Genomic DNA, 22,143 nt, shown 5'->3' with positions numbered 1-22,143 from the left:
TGGAATATCGGATTAACGATTATTCCGGCGAAGGAAAGAAGGAATATCCATCGTCTCTTCGACATCTGACCCTTTTGCTGATTCTTGGTTCGAGCTAATAGGTGTCTCTTCGACTTGCGGTTTAGGTTCTTCAGCTACCGGTGATGGCGCTGCTTGCTTTTTCTTGAGCAAGTTTTTCATCATCTCTTGTGCTGATGGGATTTCAAAATCGAGTGGTTCGTTTTCGAATTCCGTTGCGATGACCGTAACAATGATTTCGTCTTCCAGGTTGTCATTGATGACTGATCCGAAGATCAAGTTGACTTCCTCATCCGCAGCGCTTTGGACGATTTGAGCTGCTTCCGTTACTTCATAAAGGCTCAAGTTTGCACTACCGGTGATGTTCATCAAGACGCCTTTTGCCCCTTCGATCGATGTTTCAAGCAATGGACTCGAAATCGCTTTTTTCGCAGCTTCCGTTGCACGGTGTTCGCCGGTTGCGACACCAACACCCATCAATGCTGAACCTTTTTCCGTCATGATCGTTTTAACATCCGCGAAGTCCAAGTTGATGAGACCAGGAACGGCGATTAAGTCCGTAATCCCTTGTACACCTTGACGAAGAACGTTATCGGCTTCTTTGAATGCTTCAAGCATCGGCGTGTTACGATCGACGATTTCAAGCAATTTATCATTCGGGATGACGATGAGTGTATCGACTTTTTCTTTAAAGTTCTGCACGCCTGAAACAGCATGTTGCATCCGTTTACGGCCTTCGAACATGAAAGGTTTTGTCACGACACCTACTGTCAATGCACCGATTTCTTTAGAAATTTCTGCGATGACCGGTGCAGCACCTGTTCCGGTACCTCCACCCATTCCTGCTGTTACGAAAACCATATCGGCACCAGACAAAATTTCTGTCAACTGTTCGCGGCTTTCTTCGGCAGCTTTTTTACCGATTTCCGGATTTGCTCCGGCACCAAGACCACGTGTTAATTTTGCTCCGAGTTGAAGTTTTACATCTGCCTGTGACATGTTTAATGCTTGTGCATCCGTATTGACAGCGATGAATTCTACGCCTTGGACACCATGTTCAATCATTCGGTTGACAGCGTTTGATCCACCGCCACCTACTCCGATGACTTTGATTTTAGCTACTTGGTCCATCATTTCATCAAAATGCAACATAAAAGGGGCCCCCTATTTTTTTTACTGATAATTTTTTATTTAGCCGAAAAATTTCTCAAAGAAACTACTGAATGACTTTCGCTCTTTTGGAGGCTGTTCCTTCTGTGGTCGCTCTTCGCGTACTGAAGGTTGGGAAGGATGTGCAAGTAATTCCTCTTGCTCACGGCCTTGTGCGGCTATTCCCTTTTCGTCCGCACGGTCAAACCCTGACTTCGAAACGGCACTGCGTGATAGAACATATCGTAACATCCCAGCAGCGACAGCATACTTCGGATGACGAATCCCTAAGCTGGCTGGTTGATACACGTTCACGCTTTGCTTAAAGATTCGCTTACCGAGCTGGTCAATTCCTGGTAAGGAAGAACTACCACCACAAAGAATGATTCCGCTGTTCATTTGTGCATACCCAGCTTGTGTCATCCGCTTCTGAATCATTTCGAAAATCTCTTCCAGACGGGCTTCAAGGACAAAGCCAATCTCCGTCTGTGGTTCGAAACGGTGTTCCCCGTTGATTGTCACGTATGAGACTTTTTCTTCTGGATCACCTAAAGCTTCCAACGCGACGCCATATTCTTCTTTGGCTAGTTTCGCATCTTGATATTTACAATTCATTTTATACGTCAAATCGCGTGTCAGATGATCTCCACCGTACGCAAGTGTCGTTGAGTAAACTAGATCGTTTTTTTCGTAAATTGAAAGAGTGGTCGTTTCATGTCCGATATCAACGATCCCGACACCCAGTTCTAATTCATCAATCGAAGCTGCGATTCGTGAGACGGCTAAGCTTTCCAGCACATACCCCGCAAGTTCTAAACCAGCTCGTTCGATGGAACGTTTGATGCTATGTAGAATCGTCTTCGCTCCGATAATCAGCTTCCCTGTCACTTCTAAACGATAACCGATCATGCCACGTGGATCCGTGATCTCCGTCTGCTGATCGACAGTAAACGTTTTAGGTAACACATCGACAACACTCAATTCGTTTGGAATCCGCATCACCATGGCTGAGTGAAGAACATCTTTCACGTCGTCATCTGTGATTTCGTTGTCTTCCCCTTTGATTGATGTCATCCCTTGGCAATCCTTGACTTGGATGTGTTCACCGGAAATTGCTACATATACTTCACCAATTGGTTCGCCGAGTGTGCGCTCCACTTCTGCAACCGCTTGTTTAATGGCATTTACTGTTTGATCGATGTCGACGATGACACCTCGCTTGACGCCTGCAGATGGTGCAGACCCTTCCGCTAAGACATTCAGTGTTCCGCCTAGAAGTTCACCGACGATGAGTTTCACTTCCGATGTCCCAATATCTAGTGCGGCAATCGTACCTTTCGTTTCCATGGGAGTGACACCTCCACTTTCATAATACTAATCCTATCGTCCCTGTTTATATTTACAGGAATCGAGACAATCTTCTTCTCGTTTAAGTCTACACTATAAAAAACCTCACGAAAAGAAGTTATTGTCTAACTTACCCATCTAATAGATTACGATTTGATGACGATGTCTCCGCTTTCTTACTAATGAAAACAAACGTTTGTCAAACCCATCAAATCCGTGGTGTTATTTTCTATTTTTTACCTTTATATGGTTTGAAATAGATTCCTCCATCAATGGTGATCGTTCCTGTTTTTCCTTTTGGCAAAGCAGAAATGACCTTGACATATTCATTCAACGAGTTAGAAAAAGCCGATGTACTCAATAAGACGGTATTTCCGTCGGTCATGAATAACTTTAATCCACCCTTGTCGGTCTGATCATTGGCTACGATTTCCGAAATCCGGCTCCGGACTTTCGGCTCGATTTTGACAAGTTCCTTTGTCAGACGTCGCAAGGATTGATCCGTAAATCCTGTTAGAATCGGTGCATCAAACAATTCTTCCTTCGACTTTCCGGGAATAATCGTCCCGTCCGCTAAGACAATCCGGGCGCCCGGTTTATCTTTGGCATACGCAATCTCTTTTTCTTCGACGACGTCAACTTCATAATGATGTAAAAATGTTTTTTTCATCGTCGCTTCGCGAATACCTGGGACATCTTCAATCCGTTCCAACACGGCTTCTTCCGACACATTGAAAGCATGTGTCTCCTTCACCTTAATACGTGATGCTTGAATGATGTCTTCCTTCTTGACGTTCACGGTGCCTGTGACGTCAAACGTCGCGACACGCGAGAAACTCGATTGAAGATAGAAGACGACACCAATCAATAGACCGATCAGGATGAGGACATAGATTAAACGCCGGTTCGCCTTTTTCCGACGCTGCTCACGGACATATGGAATTTTATCTTCTAAGCTGCGGACAGTCGTATCCATCTTCGGCTGGCTTGCCGGTTGTTGTTCCTTCACGTAAGCCTCTCCCTCCATTATGTTTAATTTCAGTACCTTATCGGTCTATTCCTGCAATGCTTTAGTTTTTTTGCTGAATCAACCGTAATAATTCATCGACTAAATCACTTGCCGCATTTGGCATGCCGAGTGCGAGCGATGCTTTTGACATGCTGGCTTGATTGGCAATCGCCTTCGTACAAGCATCGAATAACCGGTCTCCCGTCAATTCGGATTCGCGAATCAAAAGACTTGCTCCTGTCTCGACAAGTGATGACGCGTTCACTTCCTGATGGTTTTCCGTCACGTAAGGACTCGGAATCAAAATGCTCGGTAAACCAAGTGTCGTCAATTCTGCTAATGTACTTGCTCCGGAACGCGAGATGACCAGTTGACTCGCTTTTAAAATCAACGGCAGATCGTAAATGAACGGACGTAATTGAATCCGGTCCGGTAATGTTCCTAACTGAGTCTGAATGTCTTCGTAGTGAACCTGTCCTGTGACGAACAACAACGACCAGTCAGTTGTTGATAACTTAGGAATCATTTCGACGACCGCTTTATTGATGGCCGGCGCACCTCGGCTACCGCCGTACACGACAATCAGAGGACGTTCTTGTTCAAAACCATATTTTTGTTTTTCTTCGATCGGATCGATTTGCAACATCGCAACCTCCGAAGCCCGGGGATTTCCGATTAGAATCGTTTTTCCTTCGTTTTTACCGAAATGGTGACCAGAGCCTTTAAAGGACAGAGCCACCCGGTCAACATACCGCGCCAAGAATTTATTGGTGATTCCAGGTAAGCTGTTTTGTTCATGGACAAGCGTCTTATACCCCATCTTCGCTGCCGTGTATAGGACGGGACCGCAGACAAAACCACCTGTTCCGACAACGATATCCGGTTGGAAGTCCCGCAGAAGTTTTCGGACGCGGACAACACTTTTCATGAAACGGAAACCGGTCTTGACGTTCTCAAACGACAAGGAACGGCGTAGTCCTGAAATTTTAATTGATTCAAACGGAATGCCTGCCCGGCGGACGATGTCCGCTTCGAGTCCATTCTCAGTACCGATGTATAACACTTCACATGCCGTACGACGTTCAATTTCTCGGATCATGGCCAATGCGGGATAAATATGTCCGCCTGTTCCTCCACCTGAAACTACGATTCTCATTTTGACATCCCTCCTATTTTCTGGACAGAACGGATGAAATGTTCGCCACGCTCTTCATAGGTCTTGTACTGATCCCAACTGGCTGATGCCGGAGAAAGTAAAATGATATCGCCAGGCTTCGAAACATCAAATGCTGTGACAACAGCTTCTTCCATCTCACGCGTTACTGTCGAAGCGATTTGTTGATCGGCCGCTAGATCGGCGAAGCGTTGACCTGTCTCACCGAGTCCGATGACGTGTTTGACATGGGTCATCGCACTTTTTAACGGTGTCAGATCTGCACCGCGTTCGAGTCCGCCGCAAATCCAGATGATAGACGAGTGAAAACCAGATAATGCCGCTTCCGTCGCCACATTGTTCGTGGCTTTTGAATCATTGTAAACTTTTCGTCCGGCAAACTCTCCGATGTATTCTGTCCGGTGTGCTACTCCGCCAAATGTCCGCAAAACTTCTTGAATCGCCGTTAAGGCAATCCCAAACGGTTCAATCAATGTTAAGGCGGCCAGGACGTTCTCGAGATTATGTCCACCACCGAGCGCCAGTTCACTGACGGGAAGAATTTCTGTCTGACCGACGAAGATGATACCGTTTTTGACATGTGCATAGGCAGGTTGACGACGTGAAAACGTCAATCGTTCCGCCACCGCTGTTTCGCTCAATCGCATGACTTCCTCGTCATCCGCATTGACGACAAGTCGTCCAGCTTCATCCATGTTTGAGAAAATCCGTGCTTTTGCTGCCGCGTACGACGTTACGTCTCCGTGATAATCAAGATGCGCCGGCGACAAGTTTAAGAATGCTGCACTGACTGGTTGGAATGATTGAATCCCCATTAATTGGAAACTGGATAACTCGATGACGATGACATCATCTGCAGCTGTCTGCTGGGCAACCTCAACTGCCGGGAAGCCAATGTTTCCAGCTAAATGAACGCGTCTTGAACCCTGTTTCAATAATTCATGGACAAGTGTCGTCGTCGTTGTCTTACCGTTTGATCCAGTAATCGCTACCCAATCTGCTTTCGTTGAACGGTATGCCAGTTCAACTTCTGTCCAAATCGGAATACCACGCTCAATTGCCGTCTGTAACAACGGAATCTGATAGGGAATCCCCGGATTTTTCACGATTAATTCTGTTCCATCCAGTAAGGATAACGGATGACTTCCGAAAATCGTTTCGACTTCCAAGGATTCAAGCGTTTGTACGTCATTTTCCGAAGGAGTCCCCCCATCGTTCACCGTCACGACGGCTCCTGCCTTAACAAGATAGGTCGCTGCTGCAATCCCGCTTTTCGCAGTCCCAAGGACCAGTACTTTTTTCTTCTCCAGTTCAGAACTCTTCATCATTAAATCGCTCACTTTCTTGACCACGAATTTCGATTACACGAACAGATAGGCGACTAACGCCACGATTAAACTAATCGAAGCAAATGTTCCAACGATTCGCCATTCACTCCAACCGACCATTTCGAAATGGTGGTGAATCGGACTCATCTTAAAGATACGTTTTCCTGTCGTCTTGAAGGAAATAACCTGTAGGATGACCGATAATGTCTCAACAACGAACACAATCCCAATCAATACTAATAATAATTCCAGTTTCAATAAGATGGATAAACCAGCAAGCGCTGCTCCTAAAGCAAGTGAACCGGTATCACCCATGAAGATTTTAGCCGGATAGACATTAAACACGAGGAACCCGATCAGCGCACCGACAGCTGAAAAAGCAAACAAGGCAATGCCTGGCTCATCGGCGATGAACCACCCGTAGAGACCAAAGAACAAGAACGTCGGAATTGCCGTAAAGGATACGAGTCCGTCCAGTCCGTCCGTCAGATTGACCGCATTCGAGAATCCGACGAGCCAGAATAACGCGACGAGTGGATACAGAATACCGAAATCAATTGACCACGTCGTAAATGGAATCGACAGATACGTCGCTTCACTCGAAAATCCGCCGCTCAACCAGACAAACAACAGCCCAACAACAATTTGTCCGACTAATTTTTGCTTTGAGTTTAAACCAAGATTACGCTTTTTAACGACCTTGATATAATCATCGATAAAACCGATTGCCCCGTAGGCAAGCGTTAAGAACAGCAACGACAGATGACTCCGATCCAAATCTCCCATCAATAAGAGAACAATCAGACTGCCGATCATGGCAAGCAAAATGACGATACCGCCCATCGTCGGTGTCCCTGATTTCACTTGGTGCCAATCCGGTCCTTCTTCCCGAATCTCTTGACCAAATTTAAGGCTGTGTAAAAAAGGAATCGCTTTTGGCATCACGAGTACGACAACCAAAAACGCAATAATTAAACTGATGAATAATGTGATCATTGCATACACCTACTTTTAAGGATTATGTTTCATTTAGATATGTGAAGATTTGTTCCAGTGCCAGTCCGCGTGAAGCTTTTAGCAAAACAACGGTTTGTTTGCCGAGCAGAGGTTGGAGCAGACGTGCTGCGTCTTCGACCGTGTCCGCAAATTGGACTTGGACGGTCGGATCAACAATTCCATCCGCGATATAACGCCCTTTCCCTCCTACAAGAATAGCATGGGATACAGGAAGTGCAATTTTCTTCCCGACAGAGGCGTGTAACAGACGTTCTTGTTGACCTAGTTCATACATATCACCGAGGACGACGACTTTATTCGTAAATCCATCGAGCGTTGCAATCGTCTCGATTGCTGCATTCATGGAGGTCGGGCTGGCATTATATGCATCGTTGATGATCGCGGTTTGACCGTACATTAAACGTTCCATCCGCATCGGTGTCAATTGTACATCGTTTAATCCTGCCTGAATCACTTTGTCAGTAAGCCCAAGTGCTCTAGCTGTCGCAATTGCATACGCTGCATTCCGGACTTGATGTTTGCCAAGAACCGGTATGTTGAACGTCGCCCCATCAAATTTGAATGTCGTTCCGATGAACGTCGCTTCCGCCTGCTCGATCACATACGTATTGGTCGCATGATACCCGATGCGTTCAGCCGGCACTTCTCCTAACAACGGTTCATCGCCATCTACAAAAAGATGACCATTCGGTTTTAAACCTGATTGAATCTCTAGTTTCGCTCGGGCAATTCCAGTTCGTCCGCCGACCTGTTCGGCATGTGACTCGCCAATGTTCGTCACGAGTGCAATATCCGGTTCGGCAAGATTCGATAAGAGTTCGATATCTCCAAAACCGTTCATTCCCATTTCGAGAACGGCAACTTCCGTCTCGTTCGGCATCATCAAGATTGTCAAAGGCATTCCGATATCTGAATTGAAGTTACCTGCCGTTTTATGCGTCCGAAATGACTGTTTTAAGACACTCTCAATCATATCTTTTGTTGATGTCTTGCCATTTGAACCTGTAATCGCGATGACTTTTGGCGCAACTTGTTGTAAATACCGTTGTGCGATTACCTGTAACGCCTTTAATGGATCTTCGACTTCAAGAACCGTAATGTCCATCTCTGGAAGAGGAATACCTTTTTTCCACAACGTAGCAATCGCTCCTCGGGCCACTGCTCCCTCGATGAACGAATGTCCGTCGACGCGTGCTCCCTGGATTGGGATATACAACCCTTCCGTGAGTGTACTTCTCGAATCCGTTGCAAAATTTCTTAGTGATCGTGTATCGGTTTCTTCCAATCCCAACCACTGGGCTATCTGTGCAATTGTTACCATCACTATTTCCTCCACTCGATTACAGCAAACGAGGACAAACAGAAGTCAACGAATGACTCCGGTTCGTCCTCGTTTCACTGCAGAAATCAGGAGACCGCTGTTTCTTACTCTTTTGGTTCAGCGAGTTCCACCGTCAGCTTTCCATTTTCTTTCACTAGTGTACCAGTTCGTGCCGATTGTTTGGTTACAAAACCTTTACCAATCACGTCTAACTTTAAATCGTAGAGACTGACGAGCTTTTTCACATCCCGTTGTGACCAACCGGTGATGTCAGGCATCTTAAACGTCCGTCCTGTTTTAAAGAGGACACGTTCCCCGCTGACGAATTCTTGTCCACGCGTCGGTATTTGTGAGACGACTTCAACCCCGTCCCCCAAAACGACCGGCACAGCACCTTGTTCCTTCGCCATTGTTTCTGCCTGATTCATACTTTTCCCGATGTAGCTTGGAATGATTTTAGCCTTGACATCCACCGACTCTTTTTGAGTCGCAGGTTTAATGCTTCGATATTGCAAAGCGGTATTCATGACACTTTTGAAGACCGGACTCATGATACTTGGTCCGGAAACCGATGATTCATTTTTCGATGGTCGGTCCACAGCGATATACATGATCAATTCCGGATCATCTTTCGGTGCCATTCCAATAAAGGAATGAATGAACTGCCCTTGAATGTATTTCCCATTCTCTGAAATCTGCGCCGTCCCTGTTTTTCCGATGACGCGGTAATCTTTCAGCTTATACATCTGTCCGGTTCCGATTTTACTGTTAACGACACCATCTAGTGCTTCACGGGTCGCTTTTGCCGCTTCCGCAGAAATCGGTTTTCCGACCACTTCCGTTTTTGCTTTATACGGCGCTTTATCCGTATGATCCGCTTTTTGGATAATGTGCGGTTTGACCATTTCACCGTTTCCGGCAATTGCTGTCGCCCCTTGGAGAATCTGCATCGGCGTCACCGCCGTCGATTGTCCCCATGATGTAATCAACGTATTCAACGGTTTTGATAAATCAGATTGGCTGTTTACTTCGCCCGAGATGTCTATACCCGTTTTTTGATCAAAATGAAACTTCTTGAAATAGTCTTTATACCGTTCGATCCCAAGCTTTTCAGCTGTCAGGATCGAGAACATGACATTGGAGGAATGGTAGACCCCTTCAATCATCGGAATCGTTCCCCAACCGACATCATTGTAGTCTTTGATGACGGTTCCCTTATAATTATAACTCCCTGATTTGTAGGGTTCGTTCGGACGGAAGACACCTGCATCGATTGCAGCAGCCAGCGTAAAAATCTTCATCGTCGACCCGGGTTCAAACCGTGAGGACACAGCAAAGTTCGTAAAATCCGTCATATCACGCAAATTCGGGTTAAACGACGGGCGATCCGTCATCGCCAAAATTTCGCCTGTCTTGGCATCCATGACGATTCCTGTCGCATTTTTAGGTTTGTACTCGTTGTACATCTTCTGCATCTGTTTCTCAAGTGCTTGCTGGATCCGGTGATCGATTGTCAGATAGAGGTTCGATCCGTCTTTCGGCTCATTCGAGATTTTTGAAGTACCTTGAACCAATTCTCCGCCACTGCGATCTTTTTCAAAGACACGGGAACCAAACGATTCACGTAAGGCCTCATCATACTGTTTTTCGATGCCCATCTGTCCTTTTAAGACGACCCGTCCATTATCTTCTGTGATTTTCTGGACGAATCCTAACGTATCGGACAGGAAAATCCCATTCGGATAATAGCGCTTCGGTTCTTCAATCAATCGAATACCCGGCAGCTTTAACCGATCAATCTGTTCTTTCTGATCAACCGTCAAATCGTTCCCTTTTTTACCGAATTCGATTTGGGAGCGATTTTTATTTTCAATCAGATAGGTTTCCAATTCTTTAACCGACATGCCTAAAATCGGTGCAAGTCCGGTTGCTGTTTTCTTAAAGTCGACTACTGTCTCATCCGGATCTTTTTCCCCACCTAACCGGTAAACGGCGACCAAATGATAGGACGGGATGTTAATGGCAATCGGCGATCCAAGTCGGTCAAAGATTTCTCCACGTTCTGCCGACAGCGTGGCCTGGGACTCCCAACGTTTTTTTTCGGCATAGACAAGCATGTCTTCCCCGTGGAATTTCTTCGTCGTCGATAAGTACAAAAAGCGTGAAATGAACACCAAAAAGAGAGCAGCAAATATCAACATGACAATGGCTACTCTCCGTCGGGATTTAGATAGTGGATTCATTTAGGAATCACCTTGATGTTCCCTTTTCGCATATCAAGACCTTGTTCTTTCGCAATCTTGTAAATTCGTTCTGGAGAGCTTAAGTTGGTCACTTCGAGTTGAAGACGTTCATTTTCTTTCTTCATCTCTTGTGTGACTTGATTTTCCTTCGCGAGATCCCGGCTTACATTATACGCTTCATTATGAGCGCTAATCGTCATACTGCCGAAAAGGACGATTCCACCAATCATCGCACTGTACAAAAATTTTTCAAATGGATATAGACGATATTTCGGACGAACCGCGACACGACGTGCGATATCTTCCGTCTTACGTGGTTCTTGCATCGGTTGCTGCCGAACGGGTTCCATGGATTGCATCGGTTTACGAAGTGGCTCTGCCATTTGAATGCTCCTCTCAACTTTCCTTCATTTTTTCAACGATTCGTAACTTAGCAGACCGTGATCGACGATTGTCATCGAGTTCATCATCTCCTGCTGTAATCGGTTTTCTTGTCACCAGGCGCAGTTCTGGTTCAAACTCTTTCGGAATCATCGGTAACCCTTGCGGAAGCTCAGGTAAAGATGATTTCTCTTTGAACGCTTGCTTACACATGCGGTCTTCGAGTGAATGGAAAGTAATGACACATAAGCGTCCACCGACAGCGAGTAAATCAATTGCTTGATAGACGGCACGGTCGAAAACGTTCAATTCATCATTCACGGCAATTCGAATCGCTTGGAACGTCCGTTTTGCCGGATGCCCCCCTTTGCGGCGGGCCGGTGCCGGAATCGCATCTTTGATCAATTCAACTAGTTCAAACGTCGTTTCAATCGGTGCGATTTCACGTGCCTTCTCAATCTTGCGTGCAATCTGTTTGGAGAACTTTTCTTCCCCATATGTAAACAAAATTCGAACAAGATCGTTATACGGCCACTCATTGACGACTTCATATGCCGATAGCGATGACGTTTGGTCCATACGCATATCGAGTCGGGCATCAAAGTTGTAGCTGAATCCACGTTCGCCTTCGTCTAGTTGCGGAGAAGATACACCGAGATCAAATAAAATCCCGTCCACTTTTGTCACAGATCGTTCTGCTAATTCTTCTTTTAAATGTACGAAATTACTTTTTATTAAAGTAAAGCGACCTTCATACGCCGCGAGACGTTCTGCTGCATGTGCCAGTGCGACATCATCCTGATCAAACGCGTACAGATGTCCTGTCGTTAACTGTTTGACGATCTCTTCACTGTGTCCTGCTCCACCTAACGTACAATCGACATAAATCCCGTCAGGTTTGATATTCAGTCCTTTAATGGACTCCCATTTTAATACTGTTTCATGCTCAAACATGTGCTGCCTCACCTTTCACTGTCCAAACCGGACGTTACTCTTTTTCAATGTATCATATTCTTTCTTGAAAACGTTACGAAAATGAGACAGTTTCCTTGATTTTTTGAACTTTTATGTATCTTTCGTTAAAAAAACAAAAAAACCTGCTGAATTCGCAGGTTTATAGCATGATTTTCAATTGTTCCGCATCAGTTTGTTCATATTGCATTCGTAAGGTCTGAACTAAATTCAAACCGTATCGGTTCAGCCAAGGTAAGATCGAATGAATCCGTTCTTGCGGTGCATGATCGGGTGCCAATTGATACTGAAGTGCCCGGTCCGAACGGTTCGCTTGTTCATGGAGACGCCGCTTTTGATCGACGATTGTTTCCAAGGCAAGCTGAAGCTGTTTGTTGAGCTTTGTTGCGACAGCCGTCGTCTGCAACACCTCTTTTTCAACCCGGGTGACTTCTTCAATCAAGACCGTGCTTAACAAGGTCGACTCATGCATTTGTCGTTTGATCGCAGTCACATCAAATGCCGCGAGAGGCACACCCGCCTGAAGCGCTTGTTCAAGACTCAGACCATGACGCCGAAGTCCCTTCTCGTCTTTCGCCTGCAACATGACGGCTCCCATCCGTGGAATCAGCAGCGGCATCGTCCAATCAAAGTGATGGAACAACGGACGGAGCCTCGTCCAATACGCAATCTCTCCCGGTCCTCCGATATAAGCGAGTGTCGGGAATAAGTAATCTTGCATCAAAGGACGTGTGACGACGCTGTTTGAAAAACGTTCCGGACTCGCATACAGCAATGCCAACAGTTCCAGTTCGGTATAGGTCTTACCTTGTTTCGTCACAAAATCTTGACCCGGGTATAATAAATCGCGTCCGATATCCTCAACAAAGAGGTGGGCCGCTTCTTCATTCAGAAATGTATCCGGTAATTCGGTTGTTTGTTGGATACCTCTCGATAAGGCTTGGCGGATTTCTGCATTGTCTTGAATCAATCGTTCGAAAAACGGGATTTCAAGTTGACGGACTGTTTCCGTATCTGCATCAAAGAAGATGATATCGTGATCGACAAGTTCTCCTAAGAAAGAAGCGAAAAAGTCTCCGTATGTCGTACTGGATTCGATTAACCGGTCCGACAATGCCAATAACTCTTTTGTATAGGGCGTCTCTCGTTCGGTACATAATGCCTGACGTACGATGTCCTGGACGGCCGCCTGATCAAAGGCCAAGCGGCTGACAGAGCGCGAAATCGAGTCCGGCGCCTGGACTGCCAGCTTCCGCGTCCGGAAATCATGTGTCGGGACGATCAGATGATTGATTTCATCAAAATCATGGTCTTCGGTTGCGAGCCAAAATATCGGGAGAACCGGACGACCGATCAGTTCTTCCGTTTGGCGGGCAACCTTTAGACAGGTCAACAATTTATAAACGGCATACATCGGACCGCCAAAGATTCCGGTTTGTTGACCGGTAATCACGACTTGTGCCTCACCTGTCCGCAACAGTTCGAGACGGTTCTTCAAGTTGTCGTTCAACCGAGGATTTTGCCGCATCAGTTCGTCGACAAGCAAGTTAAGATGCGGGTATTGCCGTTCTTGTAAAAGATTGCTCCTTGCCTGCATTCCTTCTGTTCCAATATGATCAACGTATTTCGAAAATTCCTGGCGAGAGGCTTTATGCATCAATGAATCTTCGTCGTACAAGGCATGAAATGATTGTACCTTCAAACAAAATCCCTTCTTTCTGACAAAATCAATGAATGAACAGTTGTTGAATTCCGATTCCAAACAGCATCAACTGAACTGGAAGAGCAATCAAGATCGTAATCCGCCAACTGTGTCGTATCATTTGTATATAATCCACGTCCACTTTTTTGATGCGTTGCCATAGTGCATTGACCGCAAAAATCAACAGTACGGCAATCAGCAACCATCCTAAGTAATTTTGACCTGTCAGTGCAATCAACGCGACGTGGATCCCATACAAGACGATGAATGTACCTAAATCAAGTGCAAAACGAACTGCTTTTCCATGTTGGCGAAAGACAGCCAAAAAAATGATATATAGACTAACCAAGCTGAAGATCGGAAAAATAATAAACCATGTCACATCGAATCCCCTCTTTTTTCCTGAGATTTAATCTGATGAAAATAAAAAGTCAGTAAGGGCGTCGGATTAACCGCGTGTTCCAGGACGAAACCGACAATCGGTTCAATTTCTGTCTGCCTTCCCCGCTCTAGATCTTGAAGCATCGACGAACGATTTAATGCCGTCCGTCTGATGACCTGTTCGATTTCTTCGTAGCTGATCGGATGCTCTGGAAAGACGTTTCGCAACTCTTCAAAAATACCATGTGCCTTTTCAGCATAGGGTGAATCTAATAATTGACCATTCGGTATCCCGTAATAGGCAGTCAAAGGATTAATGACCGCATTCATGAATAATTTCGTTAACATGACCTGCTCGATGTTCGGAACATACTCAAACTGTAACGGTGTCGCTTCAAGCATCGGAACAGGTACTCGTCCGTAGCGGATGCGTCCCATCCCGGTGTGTCGCACCGCGTATTGTCCCGTTCTCATGGCACCGTGTTCAACGATCCCGAACAAAGCATACTGTACCCGCTCTGTTTCTTTCACATGCCCCATTCCGTTCTGTAAGAACATGACCGGCATCTCCGCGGACGTCAGGTAAGGCATCACACTTTTTATATCATACGACTTTGTCGTCACGAACACCAAGTCTTGCGACTCGAATTGATCAAGCGGCCGTACCTCTACCGGTCGGCTGACTTGATCATCCCGGAGGATCGTGATGTCATGTCCTGTCGTTTGTCTCGTATAGAGTGTCACATGGTGTTGTTCTGCAAGGTAGGACGCGATTAACAATCCAATCGATCCCGCACCGATGATTCCTATGTTACTCATCTGCTCACGCTCCTTCTGTCATCAAAAAAAGCGACCTGTCAAACCGATTGCTCGATTCTAGGGTCGCTTTTATACCGATCATTCAGCTTACTTGCTGACGATTTCTTTACCTTTGTACGAGCCACATGCTTTACAAACGCGGTGTGAAAGTTTCATTTCACCACAGTTTGGGCACTCGACCATACCTGGTACACGGAGTTTGAAATGAGTACGGCGAAGACGTTTGCGTGTTTTCGACGTTCTGCGGAATGGTACTGCCATCGTTGTCCACCTCCTTGAAAAAATACACTCGTCTTTTTATGAAAAGATTAGGAATCCTGATCTTTTTTAAAGAACTGAGCGAGACCCGCAAGTCGCGGATCAATTTTTGGTTCAGCTTCTTCTGGCGCTTCTTCAGAGAGAACCGTCCAGCCTTCCCCTTGAACCAACTGATTTTCTTCATCATCCCCATGCACTTGCACTGGCACATGAAGTAAAATCAATTCTTGCACGAGTGGTTGAAGATCAACCGTATTCCCGTTCGGTAAGTTGATGTCATCCGAATCACTCGGAACAGCATCAACCTCGAGCAGGAACGACTCGATGGATTCAATCTCGAACGGGTACGCGACGTCACTCAGCGTCCGGGCATCCGGAAGCGTCATTTCACCTGTAATCCGGAGATTGAATATTAATTGATTCGATGTAAACGATGCATTTGCACGAACGTGCACAGGTTGCACCGCCCGGATATCCGGATGGAGGGCGATAAGCTCAGGAAGCTCAATCGTCTCGTTAACCTGAAGTTGACCCAGATTGCGCAATTTATTCAATTGCATCAGGGACCATTTCATCCGAATCACCTCAATTGCAACAATATGAATTATAGAGAGGACATCTTGTTTTGTCAATGTTTTTTCTTTACACTGAAATCGCTAGAGAACGAACACTTTTGGACGTCTTCATCCATATTACCGCACTTAATTCGGTTTGCAAAGGAGAAAGTTTCATGAGAATGACTGCAATTATTTCTGAGTACAATCCGTTTCACAACGGACACCTTTATCAAGCGAAAGTCGCACGTCAGGAAACCGATGCTGATTTGATCGTTGCGATCATGAGCGGGACGTTCACACAACGCGGTGAACCGGCCTTTACGGATAAATGGACGCGCGCACAGGCAGCTGTCGCAAGTGGTGAAATCGACCTCGTTCTCGAACTTCCATTTTATTTTGCCGTCCAACGGGCTGACCGATTCGCCCTCGGCGGGGTGACGATCGCTGAGACCATCGGGGCCGAGAGTTTATCGTTCGGGAGCGAATGTGGTCAGTTAGCCCCTTTCATCCACGCCGCTGCTGAAAATCATGAAGCGAGTCCGCGTTATCAAGAAATGGTCCAACAAGGATTAGCGCGCGGACTGTCTTCTGCAACAGCTGCTAGCCAAGCTTTTCGGGAAATGACCACGATACTGGATTTGACGACACCGAATAATACCCTAGGGTACTATTACGCGCGGGCTGCCTCTACGATCACCTTACACACGACCAAACGAATCGGAAGCGGCTATCATGACCTTTCAACTGGTGACATCATGAGTGCCACGGCAATCCGCGCCTACTACGCCAACCATCACTCGTTAATCGGTTTGCCAAAACTGACCGCTGAGACGCTGCAGAACGCGGTCTTCGCTTCATTTGAGTCCTACTATCCTTTTATCCGCCATCGTCTTCTGACAACCAGTCTCGATGATTTGACGCAATTTAATGGTATTGATTCCTCTTTGGCTCCGCGATTGATTGAAGGAGCACGCAGAAATGAGACGTTCGATGACTTCATGACTGCTGTAAAAACGCGTCGTTATACCCGTACCAGCCTGCAGCGCGTACTGATTTACTTATTGACTTCAACTATGGCAAACGAAATGGATGATGTTGCATTTGACCGGATTGATTACATCCGTCCGTTAGCATTCAATGATAAAGGACGCATGGCCTTACGCGAAATCAAACAGCGTATCCCGGTCATCTCGACATTCGAGAAACATCCTTGGCTCATCAAAGAAAGCCAAGTCACAGCAGCATATGCTGTGCCCTTGGCTCGTTACGACATACTCGAAGAACATCGTCGCTTTGCTCATTTTTCTGGCAACGCTTCTAAATAATCCAGTGCATCTTCCACTGTCTTAATCGGGACGAGTTTCATATTCGTCTCGATTTTTTTGATGGATGGCTTGGCTTCTTTATAATTTTCACCGGCCGGGACAAACATGATTTCTGCATCGGCTTCGTCTGCCGCTACGACTTTTTGCCAGGCACCGCCAATCGGACCGACTTTTCCACCTTCTTCAATGGTACCTGTTCCGGCAATTTTATACCCTTTTGCTAAATCACCTTTCGTCAGTTGATCGTAAATCTCGAGCGTAAACATCATTCCAGCTGACGGTCCGCCGACATCCTTGACATTAAAATCAACTTTCGGCTCCGTTTTTACGGAAGACATCGGAAGAGGCTCATAAATCCCCAGTCCCACTCGCTCTGACTCGTTTGTCAGCTGACTGACGGTGATGGTCGTCTGTCGTTGTTTTTTATTTCGCAGGAACGTCAACTTTACTTCCGTCCCTGCTTTTTTGCTACTGATCGTTTTCATGAATCCGCTTAATGAAGTAATTGCCTTGTCACCGATGGTCGTGATTTGATCCCCCGCTTTTAATTTCCCGTCTGCCGGACCGTCGGGAATGATGCCCGATACATAGATCCCCTTGAAATCGACGGTCGCCTTTTCCCCTGCGAGTTCATACCCTTCAATCGTCGCATTATACTGTGCTTCTTCCATGTAAAGCTTCTGACGCTTCTCGTACTGCGTATCCGACTCACCGTCATACAAATAGTCACTGACACTCGAACGGTCCGCAAACGGTAAAAATAGACTCTCTACAAGAAAATAAGGAGTCGCCCGGCGCTGGGCAATCGTCAGCATCATCAAATCCCCTGGTTCTTTCGTCGCCCCTTTAACATCAATCAATTGTTCTGTCGATGTCGCATCCCCCGGATAAGAGATGAAATACGGAAGCGGAACAAAAAAAGCAATCATCGCTGCAAGTACAGCGGCTAATGCCGGTTTCCAAGCTTTCATCTCAATTCTCCCTTGCTATATTTATGACGTAATGCTTCTTCAACAGCAGGAGGAACAAGTCCAGCAACTGATGCTCCGTATTTTGCCGCTTCTTTGACAATCGATGAACTCAAAAACGAATACTGGTTATTTGTCATCATAAATAAAGTCTCAATTTGATCATTCATTTTTTTATTGATTGAGGCGACTTGCATCTCATATTCGAAATCCGATACAGCACGTAATCCACGGACGATGACACCCGCCCCGACCTCCGAGGCATAATCGACAAGTAACCCGTTAAAGGAGTCGACTTTAATATGCGGTAAATGTTCCGTCACTTCTGAAATCAGATCCATTCGTTCACGAACTGAAAACAGCGGTTGCTTCGAGGAATTGTTCAGTACCGCAACGATGATTTCGTCGAAAATAGGTGCTGCCCGTTCAATGATATCAAGATGTCCGTTCGTGATGGGGTCAAAACTTCCCGGACAGATGGCGATTCGTTTCATGCTTGTTCCTCCAGTTCTGTAAATTCATACAATGTAATCGAGATGACCGTAGAGTACCGCAGGCGTTTGATGACCTGTAAACGTCCAATTTCATCTGGTAACTCCGTCTCTGATCCATGTTCGCAAATAATGACACCATTGTCTGTCAGCATGTCATGTTGGTCTATGTATGCCACTTGATCGGCAAGTTGCTCCTTCGCATACGGCGGATCAAGGAAAATCAGTTTAAACGGTGATTCAGCCGCAAGTTCCGATAACGCAACGTTCACATCTTTCTTCAAGATACGGCTTCGATCCGTAAAACGTGTCGTCTCTAGATTTTCTTTAATCGTTTGAATCGCTTTAAAGTGTTGATCGACAAAAACAGCTTCATCACAGCCTCGTGATAATGCTTCGATTCCAAGCCCACCACTCCCTGCAAATAGATCAAGTGCCTTTCCTCCGTCAAAATACGGTCCGATGACATTAAACAAGGACTCCTTGACCTTATCTGTCGTCGGTCGTGTCTGATCTCCCGGTACAGCTTTGATTCGCATGCCTTTTCGTTCCCCCGATATGACTCGCATCCTGTTCCTTCCTTTCAAAAAGGAGCGACGAGGATGTCCTCATCGCTCTACCTGTTAGACTTCTTCTTGTATCTTACCTTTTTTATTCGCATACGTTTCACTGATGAACGGTCGTTCTGATCGAATGACGCTCTCGACAAACGGTAATTCTGTAATCCGCTCAACCATCTGTTCATGTCGTTCCAAATCAACGTATAAAAAGACGTATCGTTCCCGCTTTGAAGTGAAATAGACATTTCCGAACCGACGCAATTGACGTGATGCTTTCAACGCATTGACATAGACGATAAGTCCGATTCGATCCTTAATCACACACCGTTCCTCCCTCGTGTCGTTCTTAACCGCTACAGCTGCAGCTTCCTCCAGTCGAACATCCTCCTGCACATCCTTGATCGAAAAATGGATTTCCGGTCGGTACTTTAATTTGAGGAGAGACTTGTCCTGCTAGGACGAGACTGACTTGTCCGAGAAGCGTTTCCAGTTGCTTTTCAGCTTTTTTAAACTGCGCGACTTCTTCTTGTAAATCCAGTGCACGTTTAATTTCATGCACTTTTTTTGTGATGGTTTGATAATCCGGATGATACCGGCCAAACCGTTGCACCAATTCGTATTCTTCTTTAATCCGGTTAAAGTCACGAATGACGTCCTGTGCTTGTCTTGAGTTGGCACGTGCCTGTTTTGCTAATCTATATGCTTGACCTGTTTCGCTTTGCGAGAGAGAGTATGCAAGGTCTTCCGCTGCGTTGATGAGGTCTATCGTTTTATCTGAATAAATCACAACGAATCTCCTCCTTAACTTAACCATCATATCATAACATTTATCTCGCTCCTAGCACGCTGAATTGTGTATAATTTGTTCAGAAGGAAGGAATGAATTGTATGCAATTTTTATCATTTAACATGTTCCGCACGATCGGGATTAAAACCGAACATGCGAAGTCCGATTATCACTTTGATTCACTCGGCAAAATCGCTCAAGCTGACGTGATTTTGTTCCCGGAATATTGGCAGATCCATTCCATCATCTACGGGATGAAGAAACCAATCTTCCCTTCGGCGGCCACGTTCCATCTCGGACACGATAAGATTGAAATGACCCGTATCTTCCAGACCGTCATACCTGAGAATATTCCGCGGACAGGAATTTACGGAAAAAATGAATTCACGATTTCCCGTGTGCTGGATGAGTTCAGTTTTCCGTTTGTTGCCAAGACCGTCCGGAGTTCGATGGGACAAGGCGTCCATCTGATTAAAGATCAAGCCGATTGGGACAAATATGTCGCGCTGCATGAGACGTTTTATGTTCAGGAATACATCCCGAATGAGAAGGATCTTCGGGTCGTCGTCATCGGCGACAAAGTTCTTGCGGCTTACTGGCGTGTTGGAGGCGCTCAATTTCTAAACAATGTTGCTCAAGGCGGTGTCCTTGATTTCGAGAACATTCCACAAGAGGCACTTGATTTTGTTCTGTCTCTCGCTAAGCAACTTGATATCGATCATGCCGGATTCGACCTCATTTTCCGAGATGATCATATCTATGTTCTTGAGTTTAACGTTTTCTTTGGTGGAGAAGGATTAAATCATCTCGGCATCCATGCGCCAGATACGATTCTTGAATACGTCGAACGAAAATACGGAAGTTCATGAATTCTTCAAATTGACTTCACAACTTTTTCTTTATCGATTGTTTCATTATGGTATGATAGCTTGGAAAGACTAGTGTACACTAGCAAACTGGGGTATAGGGGGATTCACACATGAAGTTTGAACAGTTCGGAATCGAAGGCAAAGAAATTAAATTCGGGTTACTCGAAACCATCATGGATCATCATCGTTTTGTCCGCGAAGGACAGTGGGATTATGAGCGTGCCATGTATGACATGAAGTACGAAAAACAATCAACGGGAGAGGTATTCTATCTCCGTGTTCCGGTCTATGCCATCCAAGGTGAGATCGAAGACCGTCAAGCCGTCGTTCGGATGTTGACACCGTTACTCGGAAAACACTATTATCCGCACGGCGTCGAATACGATGAGGAGTTCCCTCCTGAAATCGTCAAAGACTGCGAACGTCGCCTGACTGCATTACTTGAAACACTTGAAAAATAAGTTATCTCCAAATCAAAATTCACTTCGCGTGGATTTTGATTTTTTTATTTACCATTGCCTGTTCTCAGTGTGTCGCATAAGATGAACAAAACAAAAAATGGTCCTCTCAATTAAGAGAAGACCATTTTTTTATTTAGCAATCAACTGTAAGTAATCCAATACATCTTCTCCTAATTGGATGTTTACTTGTTCACGCAAGTAGTGATATAGACCGGGAAGTCGTTTGACGTCCACTTCGACTTTCAAGCTGAATGAAATCGAGTCTCCGGATAATCGTTTGATTCGTGCTACAGTTGCGCCGAAATCAAGGACTGTACAGAGTAAAAGTTCTTCAATCGCTTGAACGGAGACCGTCACTTCGCCTGTTACTTCATACTGCTGTTCCATCACGGTATTCACTCCTTCGCAAGTTGTTTGACCGATGTCATTACTTCCTCTAAGTCCACCGGTTCGTCTGTCGTTTTTGCCATCGAAGAAATCGCCCGGACTTTATTGTCCCGATCGAGGATGAACATCTGCGTGCCGTGTGTCACCAAGCCGCTTTCTGCTTTTGAATAATAGAAATTCAATTGGCGTGTCAGACGATCGATGACGACATCGTCTCCCGTCAAGACTTTCCAGCCTTCTGCATTCGCTTCGAAGTTGGACGCATATTTTTTCAAGACTTTTTGTGTATCCACTTTCGGATCGACCGTAACCGCGACAAGTTCAACATCTGTTCCGTACAATTCTTCAGAACGTAACTGTTTTTCTAATTTGCGGTAATCGTTTAACGTCAGCGGACAGATGTCCGGACAGTTCGAGTAGAAAAACGTCAAGACTTTGACTTTTCCATCTTCCGAACTAAACTGCTTTCCATCGACTGCATTCGTCAATTCAAACGGAGTCGGTTCCGCAATGACAGGTAATTTTTCTTTCATGAAGAAATAATAATACCCGCCTGCTGCAGCCACTAAGATCAATACGACTGCGGCGACAGTCAAATAACTGTTTTTCTTCAAATCAA

25 protein-coding genes are annotated in these 22,143 nt (G+C 45.6%); 3 read left to right on the top strand and 22 right to left on the bottom strand.

The features are described from left to right. Positions 1–12: 12 nt before the first annotated feature. From ftsZ to P402_RS0106405, 15 genes are all read right to left on the bottom strand, one after another. The gene (ftsZ, locus tag P402_RS0106470; RefSeq protein WP_026827938.1) at positions 13–1,170 is read right to left on the bottom strand and encodes a cell division protein FtsZ; all 1,158 of its coding nucleotides are present in this window, start codon (positions 1,168–1,170) and stop codon (positions 13–15) included. 39 nt (positions 1,171–1,209) lie between these two features. Next, positions 1,210–2,514, bottom strand: coding sequence for a cell division protein FtsA (ftsA, locus tag P402_RS0106465; protein ID WP_026827937.1), 1,305 nt, complete (start codon positions 2,512–2,514; stop codon positions 1,210–1,212). 229 nt (positions 2,515–2,743) lie between these two features. Next, on the bottom strand, positions 2,744–3,523 hold the full coding sequence (locus tag P402_RS0106460) for a cell division protein FtsQ/DivIB (RefSeq protein WP_026827936.1): 780 nt from the start codon (positions 3,521–3,523) through the stop codon (positions 2,744–2,746). 61 nt (positions 3,524–3,584) lie between these two features. After that, positions 3,585–4,679 carry an undecaprenyldiphospho-muramoylpentapeptide beta-N-acetylglucosaminyltransferase gene (gene murG, locus P402_RS0106455; protein ID WP_026827935.1) on the bottom strand — a complete coding sequence of 365 codons (1,095 nt, stop codon included), beginning with the start codon at positions 4,677–4,679 and terminating at the stop codon, positions 3,585–3,587. Beyond that, positions 4,676–6,022: a UDP-N-acetylmuramoyl-L-alanine--D-glutamate ligase gene (gene murD, locus P402_RS0106450; protein ID WP_427376456.1), complete on the bottom strand. Its 1,347-nt coding sequence runs from the start codon at positions 6,020–6,022 to the stop codon at positions 4,676–4,678. Before murD ends, murG begins: the two co-directional genes overlap by 4 nt. 36 nt (positions 6,023–6,058) lie before the next feature. Then, positions 6,059–7,021, bottom strand: coding sequence for a phospho-N-acetylmuramoyl-pentapeptide-transferase (gene mraY / locus P402_RS0106445; protein ID WP_026827933.1), 963 nt, complete (start codon positions 7,019–7,021; stop codon positions 6,059–6,061). A 22-nt stretch (positions 7,022–7,043) separates the two neighbouring features. After that, entirely contained in the window at positions 7,044–8,363 is a 1,320-nt protein-coding gene (locus P402_RS0106440; protein ID WP_034769804.1) for a UDP-N-acetylmuramoyl-tripeptide--D-alanyl-D-alanine ligase, read from the bottom strand. A gap of 104 nt (positions 8,364–8,467) precedes the next feature. Further along, positions 8,468–10,606 carry a penicillin-binding protein gene (locus P402_RS0106435; RefSeq protein ID WP_026827931.1) on the bottom strand — a complete coding sequence of 713 codons (2,139 nt, stop codon included), beginning with the start codon at positions 10,604–10,606 and terminating at the stop codon, positions 8,468–8,470. Then, the gene (ftsL, locus tag P402_RS0106430) at positions 10,603–10,989 is read right to left on the bottom strand and encodes a cell division protein FtsL (protein ID WP_026827930.1); all 387 of its coding nucleotides are present in this window, start codon (positions 10,987–10,989) and stop codon (positions 10,603–10,605) included. The genes P402_RS0106435 and ftsL overlap by 4 nt, the downstream gene beginning before the upstream one ends. A gap of 13 nt (positions 10,990–11,002) precedes the next feature. Continuing rightward, positions 11,003–11,941, bottom strand: coding sequence for a 16S rRNA (cytosine(1402)-N(4))-methyltransferase RsmH (gene rsmH, locus P402_RS0106425; RefSeq protein WP_026827929.1), 939 nt, complete (start codon positions 11,939–11,941; stop codon positions 11,003–11,005). Between the two features lie 160 nt (positions 11,942–12,101). Beyond that, positions 12,102–13,661, bottom strand: a complete 1,560-nt coding sequence (gene bshC, locus P402_RS0106420; RefSeq protein ID WP_026827928.1) for a bacillithiol biosynthesis cysteine-adding enzyme BshC — start codon at positions 13,659–13,661, stop codon at positions 12,102–12,104. Between the two features lie 25 nt (positions 13,662–13,686). Beyond that, a complete protein-coding gene (locus tag P402_RS0106415) occupies positions 13,687–14,043 on the bottom strand; it encodes a DUF3397 domain-containing protein (protein ID WP_026827927.1) in 357 nt (118 codons plus the stop codon). Then, complete coding sequence (locus P402_RS0106410) at positions 14,040–14,861, bottom strand: ketopantoate reductase family protein (RefSeq protein ID WP_026827926.1); 822 nt, start codon at positions 14,859–14,861, stop codon at positions 14,040–14,042. Before P402_RS0106410 ends, P402_RS0106415 begins: the two co-directional genes overlap by 4 nt. Before the next feature lie 87 nt (positions 14,862–14,948). Continuing rightward, complete coding sequence (gene rpmF / locus P402_RS16835) at positions 14,949–15,122, bottom strand: 50S ribosomal protein L32 (protein ID WP_012370841.1); 174 nt, start codon at positions 15,120–15,122, stop codon at positions 14,949–14,951. Between the two features lie 47 nt (positions 15,123–15,169). After that, positions 15,170–15,679, bottom strand: coding sequence for a YceD family protein (locus P402_RS0106405; RefSeq protein ID WP_234944528.1), 510 nt, complete (start codon positions 15,677–15,679; stop codon positions 15,170–15,172). Positions 15,680–15,849: 170 nt separating this feature from the next. Between P402_RS0106405 and P402_RS0106400 the strand changes: the two genes are divergently transcribed. Beyond that, positions 15,850–17,001: a tRNA(Met) cytidine acetate ligase gene (locus P402_RS0106400; RefSeq protein ID WP_026827925.1), complete on the top strand. Its 1,152-nt coding sequence runs from the start codon at positions 15,850–15,852 to the stop codon at positions 16,999–17,001. Here P402_RS0106400 and P402_RS0106395 read toward each other — a convergent pair. Genes P402_RS0106395 through P402_RS0106375 form a run of 5 tightly spaced genes read right to left on the bottom strand, consistent with a single transcriptional unit; the run spans position 16,974 to position 19,807 of the window. Continuing rightward, the gene (locus tag P402_RS0106395) at positions 16,974–17,972 is read right to left on the bottom strand and encodes a SepM family pheromone-processing serine protease (RefSeq protein ID WP_026827924.1); all 999 of its coding nucleotides are present in this window, start codon (positions 17,970–17,972) and stop codon (positions 16,974–16,976) included. The genes P402_RS0106400 and P402_RS0106395 overlap by 28 nt on opposite strands. After that, entirely contained in the window at positions 17,969–18,463 is a 495-nt protein-coding gene (gene coaD, locus P402_RS0106390; protein WP_026827923.1) for a pantetheine-phosphate adenylyltransferase, read from the bottom strand. Before coaD ends, P402_RS0106395 begins: the two co-directional genes overlap by 4 nt. Beyond that, entirely contained in the window at positions 18,460–19,047 is a 588-nt protein-coding gene (rsmD, locus tag P402_RS0106385; RefSeq protein WP_268745041.1) for a 16S rRNA (guanine(966)-N(2))-methyltransferase RsmD, read from the bottom strand. The genes coaD and rsmD overlap by 4 nt, the downstream gene beginning before the upstream one ends. Positions 19,048–19,083: 36 nt before the next feature. Then, a complete protein-coding gene (locus P402_RS0106380) occupies positions 19,084–19,341 on the bottom strand; it encodes a YlbG family protein (protein ID WP_081776616.1) in 258 nt (85 codons plus the stop codon). A gap of 25 nt (positions 19,342–19,366) precedes the next feature. Beyond that, positions 19,367–19,807 (bottom strand): YlbF family regulator, encoded by a 441-nt coding sequence (locus P402_RS0106375; RefSeq protein ID WP_012370848.1) that lies wholly within the window; start codon positions 19,805–19,807, stop codon positions 19,367–19,369. A 101-nt stretch (positions 19,808–19,908) separates the two neighbouring features. Between P402_RS0106375 and P402_RS0106370 the strand changes: the two genes are divergently transcribed. Both P402_RS0106370 and P402_RS0106365 read left to right on the top strand, forming a co-directional pair. Beyond that, on the top strand, positions 19,909–20,676 hold the full coding sequence (locus tag P402_RS0106370; RefSeq protein WP_235188830.1) for an ATP-grasp domain-containing protein: 768 nt from the start codon (positions 19,909–19,911) through the stop codon (positions 20,674–20,676). Between the two features lie 110 nt (positions 20,677–20,786). Continuing rightward, on the top strand, positions 20,787–21,137 hold the full coding sequence (locus P402_RS0106365) for a YugN family protein (RefSeq protein ID WP_026827919.1): 351 nt from the start codon (positions 20,787–20,789) through the stop codon (positions 21,135–21,137). Positions 21,138–21,266: 129 nt separating this feature from the next. Here the strand turns inward: P402_RS0106365 and P402_RS0106360 are convergent, their stop codons facing one another. Then, positions 21,267–21,524 carry a hypothetical protein gene (locus P402_RS0106360; protein ID WP_026827918.1) on the bottom strand — a complete coding sequence of 86 codons (258 nt, stop codon included), beginning with the start codon at positions 21,522–21,524 and terminating at the stop codon, positions 21,267–21,269. A gap of 8 nt (positions 21,525–21,532) precedes the next feature. Continuing rightward, on the bottom strand, positions 21,533–22,138 hold the full coding sequence (locus tag P402_RS0106355; protein WP_026827917.1) for an SCO family protein: 606 nt from the start codon (positions 22,136–22,138) through the stop codon (positions 21,533–21,535). Positions 22,139–22,143: the final 5 nt, after the last annotated feature.

The sequence above is a fragment of the Exiguobacterium sibiricum 7-3 genome (assembly GCF_000620865.1).
Lineage (GTDB): Bacteria > Bacillota > Bacilli > Exiguobacteriales > Exiguobacteriaceae > Exiguobacterium_A > Exiguobacterium_A sibiricum_A.
The sequence above is the reverse complement of the archived record's forward strand: the minus strand, read 5'-3'. Positions and strand labels throughout refer to the sequence as shown.